General features: G+C 58.2%; 12 protein-coding genes and 1 tRNA gene. 5 read left to right on the top strand and 8 right to left on the bottom strand.

Annotation, left to right across the window (positions count from 1 at the left end; genetic code table 11):
- Positions 1-184: 184 nt before the first annotated feature.
- Positions 185-1453: a phosphate regulon sensor histidine kinase PhoR gene (phoR, locus tag EYD00_RS00470; RefSeq protein WP_004439761.1), complete on the bottom strand. Its 1269-nt coding sequence runs from the start codon at positions 1451-1453 to the stop codon at positions 185-187.
- 230 nt (positions 1454-1683) lie between these two features.
- On the opposite strand from phoR, the gene ppk2 reads away from it, so the two are divergent.
- Positions 1684-2580 (top strand): polyphosphate kinase 2, encoded by an 897-nt coding sequence (gene ppk2 / locus EYD00_RS00465; RefSeq protein WP_004439759.1) that lies wholly within the window; start codon positions 1684-1686, stop codon positions 2578-2580.
- A 33-nt stretch (positions 2581-2613) separates the two neighbouring features.
- Here the strand turns inward: ppk2 and EYD00_RS00460 are convergent, their stop codons facing one another.
- Positions 2614-3759, bottom strand: coding sequence for a hypothetical protein (locus EYD00_RS00460; protein WP_004439757.1), 1146 nt, complete (start codon positions 3757-3759; stop codon positions 2614-2616).
- Positions 3760-4012: 253 nt separating this feature from the next.
- Here EYD00_RS00460 and EYD00_RS00455 point away from each other — a divergent pair, with 253 nt between their 5' ends.
- The 4 genes from EYD00_RS00455 (at position 4013) to EYD00_RS00440 (ending at position 6012) form a co-directional block, all read left to right on the top strand.
- Entirely contained in the window at positions 4013-4975 is a 963-nt protein-coding gene (locus EYD00_RS00455; RefSeq protein ID WP_004439755.1) for an NAD(P)H-dependent flavin oxidoreductase, read from the top strand.
- A gap of 136 nt (positions 4976-5111) precedes the next feature.
- Positions 5112-5187: transfer RNA gene (locus EYD00_RS00450), tRNA-Thr, on the top strand.
- Between the two features lie 106 nt (positions 5188-5293).
- On the top strand, positions 5294-5452 hold the full coding sequence (locus EYD00_RS00445; RefSeq protein ID WP_004439740.1) for a YqaE/Pmp3 family membrane protein: 159 nt from the start codon (positions 5294-5296) through the stop codon (positions 5450-5452).
- A gap of 317 nt (positions 5453-5769) precedes the next feature.
- Positions 5770-6012: a DUF982 domain-containing protein gene (locus tag EYD00_RS00440; RefSeq protein ID WP_004439737.1), complete on the top strand. Its 243-nt coding sequence runs from the start codon at positions 5770-5772 to the stop codon at positions 6010-6012.
- Between the two features lie 99 nt (positions 6013-6111).
- On the opposite strand, the gene EYD00_RS00435 is transcribed toward EYD00_RS00440, so the two are convergent.
- The 6 genes from EYD00_RS00435 to EYD00_RS00410 all read right to left on the bottom strand — a co-directional run bounded on the left by EYD00_RS00435 (position 6112) and on the right by EYD00_RS00410 (position 13951).
- Positions 6112-6504, bottom strand: coding sequence for a PRC-barrel domain-containing protein (locus EYD00_RS00435; protein WP_004439734.1), 393 nt, complete (start codon positions 6502-6504; stop codon positions 6112-6114).
- A 123-nt stretch (positions 6505-6627) separates the two neighbouring features.
- Complete coding sequence (locus EYD00_RS00430; protein ID WP_034496088.1) at positions 6628-7509, bottom strand: helix-turn-helix domain-containing protein; 882 nt, start codon at positions 7507-7509, stop codon at positions 6628-6630.
- 109 nt (positions 7510-7618) lie between these two features.
- Positions 7619-9790: a TonB-dependent siderophore receptor gene (locus tag EYD00_RS00425; protein WP_034496090.1), complete on the bottom strand. Its 2172-nt coding sequence runs from the start codon at positions 9788-9790 to the stop codon at positions 7619-7621.
- Between the two features lie 195 nt (positions 9791-9985).
- Positions 9986-11662: an ABC transporter permease gene (locus tag EYD00_RS00420; RefSeq protein WP_004439730.1), complete on the bottom strand. Its 1677-nt coding sequence runs from the start codon at positions 11660-11662 to the stop codon at positions 9986-9988.
- A 72-nt stretch (positions 11663-11734) separates the two neighbouring features.
- On the bottom strand, positions 11735-12751 hold the full coding sequence (locus EYD00_RS00415) for a Fe(3+) ABC transporter substrate-binding protein (protein ID WP_004439728.1): 1017 nt from the start codon (positions 12749-12751) through the stop codon (positions 11735-11737).
- 153 nt (positions 12752-12904) lie between these two features.
- The gene (locus EYD00_RS00410; RefSeq protein WP_004439724.1) at positions 12905-13951 is read right to left on the bottom strand and encodes an ABC transporter ATP-binding protein; all 1047 of its coding nucleotides are present in this window, start codon (positions 13949-13951) and stop codon (positions 12905-12907) included.
- Positions 13952-14236: the final 285 nt, after the last annotated feature.

Here is a 14236-nt window from a genome sequence, read left to right as displayed (position 1 = left end):
CGTCGTGGGCTTGTTTGTGGACGCAGCCGATAGCGGCACTCGCTCTTAGCATGCGCTCGGCGACCTCTTCTTAACCACCGTAGCCCCATCCTTTTATGTCACTTCAATGAAAGATTTGTGACAAGCTAAATAATTGATTTAAAAGGCAAATTTACGTGATATTTTGTATGTACGGGTGTTTATGTCAGAATCTGACGGTAAAATCCGTGCCGCTGCCCAGTTCAGATTTAATGATGAGCCGAGCGCGGTGGCGGGTGAGAATGTGCTTGACGATGGCAAGACCAAGCCCCGTTCCCTTTTTGGAGCGGCTGTCGGCGACGCTGACTCGATAAAACCGTTCCGTCAGCCGCGGCACATGTTCGGCCGGTATGCCCGGCCCCCGGTCGACGACGCTCACCTCTACCGGCTTGCCGGGCTCAGCCCGCAGCCAGACATCAACAATCTTGCCTTCCTGGCCGTATTTGCATGCATTTTCCACGAGGTTCTGGAATACCTGCACCAGTTCGTCGCGATCTCCCTGCACCTCCGCAGGACCATCCGGCAGATGCAGGGTGATATCGACATCGAGTTCGTTGGCAAGCGGCAGAAGCGTATCGCGCACATGGCCTATGACGGGAACGAGATCGACCTTCTGATCCGGCGCGATATTGGCGCGCAGCTCCAGCCTCGAAAGGGACATGAGGTCATCCACGAGCCTGCTCATGCGGGTTGCCTGATCGAGCATGATGGCGAGGAAACGCTCCTGCGCCTTGGGATCGTTGCGTGCCGGCCCCTGCATGGTTTCGATGAAACCGCGCAGGGAAGCCAGCGGAGTGCGCAGTTCATGGCTGGCATTGGCGACGAAATCGCTGCGCATGCGGTCGATGCGGCGAAGTTCCGAGACATCGCGGAATGACAGGATGTAGAAAAGCGGGCCCGCCCCCTCGCCCATATCCGCACGGGCGATACGGACGATGAAGACCCGTTCTGAGGGGAAACGCTCGGAATGTTCGACCTGATTGGGCTCCCCGGTGGTGATGGTTTCGCGAATGACATCCAGCAGGCCCGGCGAGCGCAGCCTTGCGGAAATATGCGCCCCGGCGGGAAGCTGACCAAACGCCCGTTCGGCCGCGCCGTTCTGAAACAGCACGCTGGCATTCTTGTCGAGAATGAAAACGGGCGTATCCAGCACGGCAAGACCTGCCCTGACGCCGGAAATGACACTTTCAGCCGGAACATCAGGCTCATCCACCTGTCCGGCCGCATTTTTGGCCTTTTCGGAAAAGGCCGGTTTTTCGCGAACGGCCAGAATGGCGATGACCGCACAGAGCCAGAGGACGGCCGGCATATAGGGCGTGTGCAACTCGGAAACTGCCACGATGGCGAGCATGCTGACGACGAGCACGGGCAGCCAGTTCCGGCCAAGCTTCTTTGCCAAAAGCCTTAATCCACCATCGCCTTCCATGACTGCCATTTCAGCCTGCTTTCCACTCTCGCTCGACAGCGCATCGAAATCTCATAGGCCAGCTTCATGACAGAGATTCATCACCGCATATTTTCCACAGCGTATATGTGCAAATTCCACGCTGCAATCGTCACACCGCCACAGCTTTCTCAAGCAACCCTCTTTCGCTTGAATTCTGCCGGGCGATGTGAACTCATTGGCGGCGAGTTGCCTTTACACAACAACAGCCGGAGGAAACCATGGCCGATGAAACGAAGAAGCGGACAGTCGAGATTACCGTTGGCGGAAAGCTGCGCAGCTTTGACATCGACGATCCGGTTCTTCCCGACTGGGTGGAGGAAAACAAGCTCTCGGCCGGCAATTTTCCCTATGACAAAAAAATGAAGCGCGAGGAATACGATGCCGCGCTGGAGGCGCTGCAGATCGAGCTTGTGAAGGTCCAGTTTTGGCTCCAGGCCACAGGCAAGCGGGTCATGGCAGTTTTCGAGGGCCGCGATGCGGCCGGCAAGGGCGGCGCCATCTTCGCGATCCGCTCTTATCTCAACCCACGCTATGCCCGCGTCGTGGCGCTGACCAAGCCGACGGAAACCGAGCGTGGGCAATGGTATTTCCAGCGCTATATCTCGCATTTTCCCACGGCAGGCGAACTAGTTCTGTTCGATCGCTCCTGGTACAATCGGGCCGGAGTGGAACCGGTGATGGGTTTCTGCACCCCCGAGGAACATAAGCGCTTCCTCAAGGAAACGCCGCGCCTGGAAAAGATGCTCGCCCACGAGGACATCCACTTTTTCAAGTTCTGGCTCGATATCGGACGGGAAACGCAGATCGACCGTTTCCACGATCGCCGCCATAGCCCGCTGAAGTGCTGGAAACTTTCGGACATGGACATAGCCGCGCTGACGAAGTGGGACGACTACACGCAAAAGCGCGACGAGATGCTGGAAAAGACCCATACCGATGTCGCGCCCTGGACGGTGGTACGCGCCAATGACAAGCGCCGGGCCCGGGTCAATCTCATCCGCCACATTCTCAATTCGCTGGACTACGAAGGCAAGGACGAGAAGGCGATCGGCGAGATCGACAATAAGATATTGGGGGCGGGGCCGAATTTTCTCGGAAAAGCCGAAGAGAAATGAGGAGAGCCGCCTTTGGCGGCTGCTCGTACCCTTTTATTGACCCGGCAGGATGCGCACGGAATAAAGGTTGACCGGGCGGCCGCTGCCATCGATATCGCTGTTGATGAAAATCCTGCCCGGCGCGTTGGGGGCCAGCGAACGCTCGAATGTCGCGTTCAGCAGCATGTCGGCGCGCTCGGCCGTGGCCGTAAAGCGGTGGCGCGAACAATCGCCCAAGGTAGCGAAATCGCATGCGACGGACACCTGCGTCTGCCGGTCACTGGAAGATTGCAGGGTAATGGATATGGTCGAGGATTTACCGGCCATGTCCCGCATCACTTCGACTGGAACCTCGATGCTGACGGCGCCATCCTGCGCCACGCTTCTCGACGTCACCCGAATTGCCTTGCCGGCGGGCGTTGCGATATTTTCGACATTGGCGCGTGGGCCTGCCGAAACTCCGGAATTACCGCGCTCGGCGTTAAAAACCTCGACCCAGTCGTCGGAAAAACCACGCCCGGCCGATAGGCTCGGGGCGGGTTCGGCGCCATTAAAGTCCTCTGCCTGCACCTGCGCCGGCGGATTGGGCACGCTGGTATCCCGCTGTTCCGGAGAGAGCAGGACACCCGAGGAATAGGCCCACCAGGCGCCGAAACCGACGAAGGCCAGAAGCGTGACATAGATGAAAAGCCGGGCAAAAAGCCCGCGGCGCTTGCGGCGACCAACAGCACCTTCGGGGCGGAAGGCAAGCGATGCGTCAGCCGCGCTGGAACCTCTCCTCGATGGTTTTCCGCCGCGCCGGCCTGGTCGGGGGGATTCCGGGGCCGTGGCGGCACCGGGTCGCGCATCGCGCGTTTCACCGCGCAGTTCCGGCTCGACAGCCACTTCATCCCGATGGGGCGGCTGCGAAACGGGATAGACGGAATCATCATCCTGCGCCGCGCTTTCCTGCACGGGCGGTCGCAATTGCTGCTCCACCCTGTCCAGAAGCCGGTTGCGTTCCTCGTTCTCGATGAGGTGGATCAGGCTTTCAAGCCGCTGGCGCTGCTGGGCAACAATCTGCGGGTCGTCGATGCCCTGCTTGCGCAGGCCCGCTTCCAGCGCCTGACGGGACGATTGATAAATACGTGCACGAACTTCGGCGTTCGATCTGTCCGATTTTTCCAGAGCATTTCTGATTGCCGTTTCCAGTCCGCTCACGACCGATCCTTGTTCTAATGCGCTTTGCAAAATATGCGGCGCTGCGCCATGGGTTCACGATTCGGTAACGGCTATGCCGCCCCTCCGCAAGCATCGTTTGTGATAAAGACCGGATTGTCTTGGGGAAAATCGATCTATTGTGGCGCTACGAACGCAGGTTCGGCGACGCCTCGCGGTACTGTTTTCGCTTCCAATCCGACACCGAACACGATAATGACTTACGTGCGCGTAAACGTAATCTGGGGGAGGAGCCATGCTACCGTCCGTGCTGAAAGACAATCTGCGTCTTCCGGTCATAGCGTCACCATTATTCATCATTTCGCACCCGCAACTGACGCTGGCGCAATGCAAGGCGGGCGTCATCGGCGCTTTCCCGGCGCTGAATGCGCGGCCGGAAAGCCAACTCGATGAGTGGCTGGCGATGATCACCGAAGAGCTTGACGCGCACAACCGGGCCAACCCGGATCGTCCGGCGGCGCCTTTCGCGGTCAATCAGATCGTGCATATGTCCAACCGGCGACTGGAACATGATCTCGGCCTTTGCGTGAAATATAAGGTCCCGGTGGTTATTTCCTCGCTCGGTGCCGTGCCGGAAGTCAATGCGGCCGTGCATTCCTATGGCGGCATCGTCCTGCACGATGTCATCAACGATCGCCATGCAAGGTCGGCCATCCGCAAGGGCGCGGATGGGCTGATCGCCGTCGCGACGGGCGCCGGCGGCCATGCGGGCACACTTTCTCCCTTCGCCCTCGTGCAGGAAATCCGCGAGTGGTTCGATGGCCCGCTGCTGCTTGCCGGCGCCATCGCCAATGGCGGCTCCATCCTCGCGGCACAGGCGATGGGCGCGGACATGGCCTATATCGGCTCCCCTTTCATCGCCACGCAGGAGGCCCGCGCATCCGACGCCTACAAGCAGGCAATCGTCGATGCGCATGCCAAAGACATCGTCTATTCGAACTATTTCACCGGTGTTCACGGCAATTATCTGAAAAGTTCGATCGTCGCCTCCGGCCTCGACCCCGACAAGCTGCCGGAAGCGGATCCCTCAAAGATGGATTTCGAATCGGCTTCCGGCGGCGCAAAAGCCTGGAAGGACATATGGGGCGCGGGCCAGGGTATTGGCGCGGTCAAGGCGGTGGAGCCGGTAGCGGCTCTGGTTGATCGGCTGGTCCAGGAATACGAGGTTGCGAGGGGCCGCATCTGCGCCGGAGCCTGATACGCCCCTTAAACATTGGACAGGCAAAGCTTTTTGCGGAAATTTCAAAAGCCACGCATTCAAGGCTTGAAATCCGTCGGCATTGCCTGTATCAGCCCGCCATGAAGCTGATCCGTGACAGACGGATCACAACCGGGCCGCTTTAGCTCAGTCGGTAGAGCACATCATTCGTAATGATGGGGTCACGTGTTCGAGTCACGTAAGCGGCACCATTTTCAAACAAAAATCTCTCAAAAAGCACGTCCGTGCTTAAGTGAAACCAAACCGCCCCACACACGTTCTCCGGCTGGTCAACAGTCAACCGGAAGGCCTGTCATCGTGGACGTCATTCGTATTCTCATCGCCATCATCCTGCCGCCGGTTGGTGTATTTCTCCAGGTCGGACTGGGGCTACACTTCTGGCTCAACATTCTTCTGACGCTGTGCGGTTATGTGCCCGGCATCATCCACGCGATCTGGGTGATCGTGCGGAGGTGACGTTCCGCATCGCGTGACGATGGAATGTCCGCAATTTTTTAGCACGTGATTAAATTATCATGTGCTTCTGGAACCGCATCTTCTCCTTCACGTTATGGTGATGACATAGACAAGGAGAAAATCATGAACCAGATCATCTACATCGTCGGCCTCGTCGTTATCGTCCTGGCGATCCTTTCGTTTTTCGGCTTCCGCTGATCACCGTTGTCAATTCCATTGCTTGCGCTTATCCTAGGCGGCAGTGACACAGGACAGCGTTCATGGGTTGCTCCGCTGTCGGGTTTGTTTCGGGATCGCGTTGCTCTGGGAGGTGCACGATGAAGAACGAGAGATGGACAGAGCCTGTTGAGGTCAATCTGGATGCGAACGGCAAGAGTGTCGTCGCCGGCCCATTCGAAGCACTGAGATTGTTGACCGAAGGCTGGCCAAATCGGCGCGGATTGAGTTTCGTGAGAGCCAGAAGTGCCTGCCGCGCTGCACTAGACGGGCGAAAATCGCCGGAGGAAGCGCGTAAGTGCTTCACAGATGCGGTTTCCGACATGCAGAAGAACCCACATTAATACAGAAAAAACGGCTCCTTCAGGAGCCGTTTTCGTCAAGCGTTTCCGGCTGAAGATGAGCCGAAAACGCCACAATGCCCGTTGGCAAGATTATTCGCCTTACATCCAGTAAGGGGCGACGCCGTAATAGTCGTAGACCTTACGATCCCTTGCGTTCAGCAATTCGTCATCATCGAGATTGGCGAAATGCGGGGCATTTTCGATCTGTTCCTTTGTCAGGTCGATGCGGTAGCCGTCGAGCTCTTCGTCGTAATGCAGCTTTTCCCACGGCAGCGGATAATAATCGTCGCCGATGCCGAGAAAACCGCCGAAGCTCAACACCGCATAGGCAACGCGGCCGCCGCGCTTCTCAAGAATGATGCGCTGGATCGAGCCGATATGCTTGCCGTCGGCGCCGTAAACGCGGGTGCCTTCCACCTTGTCGCTGGCGATGAGGCTGGGCGTGTCCTTCACATAGGGGTCCTGGCCGGCGCGGGGTTCCTGATGCAACATGATAGTTTCCTCCTTGATTTCCTCAATGGGTCACGTCTGTAAACCCGTCGCCGGAGAAATCGTTCCGGGGCGTTTCAGATGCCGTCAGGGAATTTTTTGGAGAAAGAACGGAACAAAAGGCAGTTACTGGCGGCTCCTCTGCCAGACCGAGGGGGACACCCCGACCATCTTTCGAAAGACGCGGGAGAAGTGCGCCTGATCGGAAAATCCGGCTGCGATGGCAATGTCGGTAAGCGCCATCTCGGTTCGCATCATCAGATCCTTGACCCGATCAATACGCGCCTGCATCTGCCACTGGTGCGGCGGGACGCCGGTGGAGGCCTTGAAGGCATGGCTGAAATGGGATTGCGACAGGTTTGTAAGTTCCGCAAGTTCCTCAAGCCGGATCGACCGAAGGCAATGTTCGCGGATATAATCCGTCGCCGCCCTTAATTGCCAGGCGGCGAGCTTGCTGCGCTTTTTGACCGGCTCCCGCCTCACTTTCAGAAAATCCGTCAGCAGCGCCAGCACGAGGCTCTCGCCATAGAGATCGTGCAGCGGATCGGGATTGTCGCATTCGGCTGCGATCAACCGCGCCAGCGCCAGCAGGCGCCCATCCTCGAACATCAGATGCGGGTCGAGCAAACCGTGCGGATCGAAACCCTGCACCAACCGAGCCCCCAGCAGTCCAGCGTCGAAGTGCAGATCGAGGTGGCGGAGGAAGGAAACGTTGCTCAACTCCGCATGCACATCCAGATCGGCAGGAACGAAGGAAATACGGTTCACCTCGGAGGCGGTATACTTGTCGCGGCGGCAGCCGTTCATGACGAACCTGCCATCATCCTTTCCATCCATCTCCAGCAGAAAAACAAACCGCGGGTCCTTGCCGACATAACGTCCACCTGCTTTCGGTGCACAACGCACGTCCCAGAGGTCGGCAACGATGCCGTTCCAGACCCTTGAGCGCGGGCCGCCTATAACGGCAAAACCGTCGATCTCATTTTCCATCCGCACGCGGAAAGCCATGGCTTCTCGATCCCGCAGGGCGCGCCATGGCGCCACTATAACATGATAAACTTATTCATGTTTATAGTGGCAAACCAATTTTCCCGCAACTATGGCCTTTGACCAGGCCTTACCACTTCCTGGAAAGCTTGAAGGTGATGGTGCGGCTGTCGCCCCAGCCGCAGACGGAGATACCGGCGCAGCCCTTGACGTATTCCTTGTCGAAGACATTGGCGACGTTGATGGATGCGGTCCAGTCGTCCTTCTGGTAACGGACCGCGGCATCGAAAACAGCGGCGTCAGGAACGCGCAATGTATTCGCCGCATCCGCCCAGGACTTGCCCTGATAGCGCACACCGCCGCCGATGCTCAGTCCGTCAAGTGTATCCGTGGTGAAAGCATAGTCCAGCCACAGCGAAGCGGTATGGGCGGGCACGATCCATGGCGATTTGCCAATGAGATTTGGATTGGCATCGCGGGTAATGTCGATATCGGTGTAGGAATAGGAGGCAAGTGCCTTCCAGTTTTCATTGAGATTGGCTTTGGCCTCCAGCTCGAAGCCGGTGGATTCGACCTGTCCGAACTGGCCGCTGGTGGTCACCCCACCCGCCGTATAGGACACGATAGCATTATCCTTGACCAGCTTGAAGACCGAGGCGGTGATGCTGCCATCGAAGAACGTCGGCTCGTATTTGATGCCGGCTTCGAACTGGTGGCCTTCTTCCGGCACGGCGGGTGTGCCGTCTGCAAGCGTATCGATAAGCGGATTAAAGAAGGTGGCGGCGGAGACGTAGGGCGTCAGGCCATTGTCGAATTCGTAGGCAAGGCCGGCGCGGCCGCTCAGCGCGTCGTCACTGGAGCGGCGGGACAGGCCCGTCGGCAATCTGTTGTTCAGCTCCGTATCGACATAGTCGTAACGGCCATTCAGCGTCACAAGCCAGCCATCTCCGAACCGCAGCTGGTCCTGCGCATAAATGCCGATCTGCTGTTGTGTCACGATGTTATCGGCATAAACGAAATTCGTTCCCTGCGCCGAACCGTAAACCGGATTGAGCGCGCCGATCGCATTCGACCCGCAGCAGGCCTGCACCTGATCCAGCCGGTAATATTTATAGTCCAGACCAAAGAGCAGTGAATGGCTGACGGCGCCGGTATCGAACTGGCCTTCCAGTCGGTTATCCACACCGAAGCTATCGACCTTCGACACGCCGTCGTAACCGAAGCGGGTCAGCATATAGTCCTTGGTGATCGGATCGAGTCTCGGCTGGCCGTTGGCATCGGCATTTGCCCAGCCGCCGGGATAGGGCCCGGTCTCGTGCTTGTACAGATGCCCATAACGGGCGTTCTGACTGATCTTCCAGCCATTGTCGAATTCATGGCTGACCTCGTAGCCCACCATCGATTGATAGACGCGGCCGTTATCAAGGTCCGGCTCACCATAAAAGGCTTCACGGTTGAGCTTGCCGAAGGGCGCGTCGGCCACGGTGCCGACATAAGGCAGGAAACCGTTGCCCACATGCACCTGGTCAAGCGCCGAAAAATACCCATAGAGCGTGGCGCTTGTCTGCGCATCCGGCTCGAAAGTGACTTGCGGCATGATGAAGCCGCGCAAATCCTCGGAGTAATTCGTATAGTTGTCGCCGCCCGAGACCTTGCCGGTGACGCGGTATTTCCATACGCCCTCATCATCCACCTTGTCGCCGAGATCGAAACCGAAGAAAGCGTTGCCGAAATTATTGATGCCGATTTCCGTTTCGCGAACGGGTTCCTCCTGGGTGCGCTTGCGGATCATCTCAACGATGCCACCGGGATTGGCGCCGCCGTAGAGCACCGACGCAGGCCCCTTCAGGACTTCAACCCGCTCCAGACCATAGGCATCCATCTGGAAACCGCCGAAACCGTAACTGAACAGGTTCAGCCCATCCAAAAACACCCCAGTCTGGGTGGCCTGAAAACCGCGAATGTAAAACCAGTCCGTATCCGGATCCGTGCCAAAGGGCTCCGCCGTCACGCCTGGAGTATACCGCAGCACCTCGTCGATCTTCGTCACCGCGCCGCGGTCGTTCATTTCCTGACGGCCGACGACCGATACGGATTGCGGAATATCTCTGGTTTCCGTCTCGGTTTTTGAACCCGTCGCGCTTTTCTTCGCGACGTAGCCCCGGACGGGACCGGTTGCGTTTTCCGTGCCCTGCCCGTCAACGGTAATCTGCTGAAGGACGGTTGTGTCCTGCGCGTGCACCATCGCGGGCGCCTGCAAAACTACGGCAGCCGTTCCCAAAGCCAGATGGCGCAAAAACATCCCATGCAAATTTTTCAAGATATGCCCCGAAAACATCGCGACCGTATTGATATCCCAAGGGTCGCAGCACCTCAATTAAGCTGAGTATTTACATCAGGATTAAGGCGCGATGCTTGTCGTTTTCTGGGTGGATTTGAAGCTTATTGGCCTCTCGCACAATTTTGCGCCCGCAATTTATCCGGCGGAGCTTCGATGTCAGCTCTTGCGCCGGCCGATCCTTGCAAGTTGCATGACCGGAAGCATGCCAATGACGACGATTGCCAAGGCTGCGATGGCCGCCTCCTCGTAGGTGCCACGCGCCGCTTCGCCATAAAGATGGGTAGCAAAGGTTTCGAAATTGAGCGGCCGCAACAGGAGCGTAGCGGGAAGCTCCTTGACGCAATCCACGAAGATCAGCAGTGCCGCAGCCGCAAGTGAGGCCTTGGAAAGCGGAAGATGGACGTGTCGGAATGTCTGCGTCGCGGATCGCCCGAGCGTTCGCGAGGCGTGATCGAAGGACTGCGGGATGCGGCTGAGGCCAGCATCCACCCCACCGGCGGCAATGGTAAGGAAACGTGCGGAATAGGCGTAGATCAGCGCGGCGCCACTGCCGATGAAGATGAGGCCTGTCGATAGGCCGAACCAGTCGCGCATGGTCTCGTCGACAAAGCGGTCAAAGCCGCCGAGCGCGATCAGGACGCCGATGGCGATGACCGTTCCGGGGGCAGCATATCCCACCGTCGAAAGACGATAGGACCAGAGCGACAGGCGGCCCGGCGCAAGGCGCATGGCGTAAGCGACGACAAGGCCGAGGATGAGGGTGATCACCGTCGCCACCCCGGCAAAGACGATGGTGTTCAGGGCCTCATCGGCAAAACGGGGGGACAAACCGTTGAAACGAAACCGTTTCCATGCCTCGGTGACGAGATAGCTGGCTGGCGCCATAAAACCGATCAGGACCGGCAAGCTGCCCAACAAGAAAGCGGCCCAACCCTTCAGGCCATTGAGCCGCAGCGGCTCCAGTTGCCTGCTTTTCTGCGCAGAGACCGCGTAGCGCTGCTTGCGTCGCGCCCAGCGCTCAAGCGCCACGAGGGCGACAACGATGAACAGCATGGAAAGCGCAATCTGCGCCGCACCCGGCAGGTCGGATTTCGTGACCCAGGTGGTGTAGACGGAGACGGTGAGTGTGCGGACGCCAAGAAATTCGGACGCGCCGATATCGTTCAGCGCTTCCATCAAGGCAAGGCTGACGCCGACCGCAATCGCCGGGCGCGCCAGCGGCACCGCTACCTTGAAGAAAGCCGCACGTCTGGAGACTCCGAGCGTGCGCGCCGCTTCCAGCAGGTTGCCTGCCTGCGTGAGGAACATGGCGCGCACGGGAATATAGACATAGGGAAACAGCACGAAGCCGAGAAGGACGATGCATCCGGTCATGGACCTTATGTCCGGAAGACGGAATTCACGCGGGCTGGAATAGCCGAGCAGCCAGCGGATCGCGCCCTGCACAGGCCCGATGGGATGCAGAATATCCAGATAGGCGTAAGCGACGATATAGGTGGGCATGGCCAGCGGCAGCAGCAGCGCCCATTCCAATATTTTGCGGCCGGGAAAATCATAGGCGGTGACCAGCCAGGCGGCACAGGTTCCGACGATACCTGCCAGCAGCCCGACACCGGCAAGAAGGATCGCCGTATCCGGAAGCGCCGTCCAGAGCACGGTTGAGCCCAGATGCGACCAAAGGCCATCAGAACCCTGCAACGCCTGCGAGACAAGCGCCAGAACCGGAACCATGGCGCCGCAAACCGCCAGCACTGAAAGGCACAGCCACCAGAAGGAGGATGAAAATCTGGCTCGGGCACGAGGTGACAATGGCTGGGTGGCGTCTGGGTTCATGTGCTTCTGGAAAATACGCGGAAAGGCGCCCGCAATTGCGAACGCCTTTCACATGTTATCGCTGATTGGCCTTTACTTGTCGAAACCGACCTTGTCGACCAGCTCGCTCGCCTGCTTGCGATGCGATACGATTTCCGTCAGCGGCTTGTTATCGATCTTCAGCGTGCCGAACGAAGCGACGATCTCGTTGAGAGCCGCGCCCTGCTTGACCGGATATTCGTAGTTGGCCTCGGCATAGATCTTCTGAGCTTCGTCGGAAACGAGATATTCCAGAAGCTTGACGGCTTCCGCCTTGTTCGGCGCATTCTTCGCCACGGCTGCGCCGCTGATATTGACCTGCGTGCCGCCATTCTTGAAGGTCGGCAGAACCACCTTGATGGCGTCGCCCCACTTCACCTGCTCCTCGCCGCCCTTGCCCGAGCGCATCAGGCCGACATAATAGGAGTTGGCGATACCGATATCGCAAATGCCGCCGAGGATGTCCTTGGCGACATCGCGGTCACCGCCGCCTGCCTTGCGGGCGAGGTTTTCCTTGACGCCGGCAAGCCACTTCTCGGTGTCTTCAGCGCCATAATGGGCGATGTAGTCGGCAAACAGCGCCGTATTATAGGGATGCTGGCCGGCGCGAATGCAGACCTTGCCCTTCCACTTCGCATCAGCGAGATCTTCATAATTGAAGGAAGCGAGATCAAGGTCCTTGGCTGCATACAGAACGCGGGCTCGCATGGAAAGCGCGAACCAGTGACCCTTGGCATCGCGCAGTTCAGCGGGGATGGCCTTGCTCAGGGTCTCGGATTCGACCGCCTGCGTTACGCCCTTTTCAGCGAGATCGACAAGATTGCCGGCGTCCACCGTCATCAGAACGTCAGCCGGCGAACTCGCGCCTTCGCTCAGCACACGCTCCGCAAGGCCGTCCTTCAAAAACACGGTATTGACCTTCACGCCGCTCGAAGCGGTGAAGGAGTCCAGGAGGGGCTGAATGAGGCCCGGCTCGCGGGTGGTATAGATATTGAGTTCAGCGGCATTGGCTGCGCCGGCTGCAAAGGCAACCGTGCTAGCAAGCAGGGCGAACCCGGTAAATTTCTTCATGTTTTGTCTCCCTCTCCGATAACGGCAATAGGGGGAGCAGACATCATACATGATGATACAAATCAAGTTTTATTTCGCCATTTTCCGCCGCCTTTTGATCACCAAGAGTTGAAAACGGGGAGAAAACGAACATGCAAATGCGCTCATTCAACTTTAGGTAAATATCAGCACGCCCTTCGGATCAATTCCGAAGCGTATCGCCCGCGTCTTGGCGGCTGTACGCTGCATTGTTCTGACGCGAAGATCAGCTGGTAATCCGGGCACGGCGATGCCGAGCTGTTCGATCTCCCCCAGGAAGACCCGGCTCGATATTTCGCCAGCGATACCTTCTTTCGCGGCGTCTTCGATAATCGAAATCGCATTGGGCCGAACATAGGCAACCGCCGCGAGGCCATCGGGCAGATCGGAGGCATCCCCCAGCAGGCCAAGCGGCGTTTCCACGCGACCCTGCCTTACCCGTCCTTCAATCTTGTTGAAGGCGCAGAAAAAATCAGCGGCATAGCGGGTCTTGGGATGGTCGTGGATTTCGTAACCCGTGCCGCTTTGCACGATCCGTCCGCGCTGCATCAGAACCACGCGATCGCCCGCCGAAAGCGCTTCTTCGGGATCGTGAGTAACCATGATTGCCGTCGTACCCAGCTGGCGTAGAAGACCTAGCGTCTCTTCGCGCACATCGTCACGCAATCCCCTGTCCAGATTGGAAAAAGGCTCGTCCATCAGCAGAAGGCCAGGCTGCGGGGCGAGTGCACGGGCAAGCGCGACGCGCTGCTGCTCACCGCCCGACAGCGTATGGGGATAACGTTTCGCAAGTTCCTTGAGATGCACATGTTCGATCATCTCCGCAGTGCGCGCCCGGGCCTGCGCTTTCGGCAGCGAGCGGAGGCCGAACATGACGTTCTGCTCGACGGTAAGATGTGGGAAGAGCGCATAATCCTGAAATACGAAACCGATATTGCGCTTTTCGGGCTCGATGAAAGCTCCAGACCCGGCCACGACAGCGCCGTTCAGGGAAACGCTGCCTTTATCGGGTGTCTCCACGCCTGCGATGATACGCAGCAAGGTTGATTTTCCGCAGCCGGAACGCCCTACAAGACAAATGATCTCACCGCTTTCGACGGACAGATCGATGTCGGACAATACATCCGTATCGCCGAATTTCTTGCCCACCGATTTCAGTTCTAGCGCTGCGCTGCCTGCCATTTCCAATCCTGCCTTGCTTTGCGAATTATGTTGATCGCTCAAATCAGGATTAAAGTCAAAAAAGACCGGGAAAATGCGTTTTCCATCACGAGTTGGCGAGATGTGCGGCAGCAATATTGACGTTTACGTTAGAGTTAAATAGGTTTCGCCGACAAGATGGACGTCAAGGGATTACGCGTCTATCATTCGTCACCGGGGAGCGGGAGGAGCAGTCGATCCGGTGACGTCACAAGTGGTTCCCTCACGCCGGCAGATGCCGGCAGGTGCGGGAGCCTCGTGAACATC

It is taken from the genome of Agrobacterium sp. 33MFTa1.1 (assembly GCF_004328495.1).
In the GTDB taxonomy this organism is placed as follows: Bacteria; Pseudomonadota; Alphaproteobacteria; order Rhizobiales; family Rhizobiaceae; genus Agrobacterium; species Agrobacterium pusense.
Note: the sequence above shows the minus strand (reverse complement) of the source record. Positions and strands in the feature narration are given on the sequence as shown.

What these genes read in the sequence shown, in the direction of transcription:
- phoR (WP_004439761.1), bottom strand. Translation starts at nt 1,453, where the DNA reads ATGGCAGTCATGGAAGGCGATGGTGGATTAAGGCTTTTGGCAAAGAAG.
- ppk2 (WP_004439759.1), top strand. Translation starts at nt 1,684, where the DNA reads ATGGCCGATGAAACGAAGAAGCGGACAGTCGAGATTACCGTTGGCGGA.
- EYD00_RS00455 (WP_004439755.1), top strand. Translation starts at nt 4,013, where the DNA reads ATGCTACCGTCCGTGCTGAAAGACAATCTGCGTCTTCCGGTCATAGCG.
- EYD00_RS00440 (WP_004439737.1), top strand. Translation starts at nt 5,770, where the DNA reads ATGAAGAACGAGAGATGGACAGAGCCTGTTGAGGTCAATCTGGATGCG.
- EYD00_RS00435 (WP_004439734.1), bottom strand. Translation starts at nt 6,504, where the DNA reads ATGTTGCATCAGGAACCCCGCGCCGGCCAGGACCCCTATGTGAAGGAC.
- EYD00_RS00430 (WP_034496088.1), bottom strand. Translation starts at nt 7,509, where the DNA reads ATGGCTTTCCGCGTGCGGATGGAAAATGAGATCGACGGTTTTGCCGTT.
- EYD00_RS00425 (WP_034496090.1), bottom strand. Translation starts at nt 9,790, where the DNA reads ATGTTTTTGCGCCATCTGGCTTTGGGAACGGCTGCCGTAGTTTTGCAG.
- EYD00_RS00420 (WP_004439730.1), bottom strand. Translation starts at nt 11,662, where the DNA reads ATGAACCCAGACGCCACCCAGCCATTGTCACCTCGTGCCCGAGCCAGA.
- EYD00_RS00415 (WP_004439728.1), bottom strand. Translation starts at nt 12,751, where the DNA reads ATGAAGAAATTTACCGGGTTCGCCCTGCTTGCTAGCACGGTTGCCTTT.
- EYD00_RS00410 (WP_004439724.1), bottom strand. Translation starts at nt 13,951, where the DNA reads ATGGCAGGCAGCGCAGCGCTAGAACTGAAATCGGTGGGCAAGAAATTC.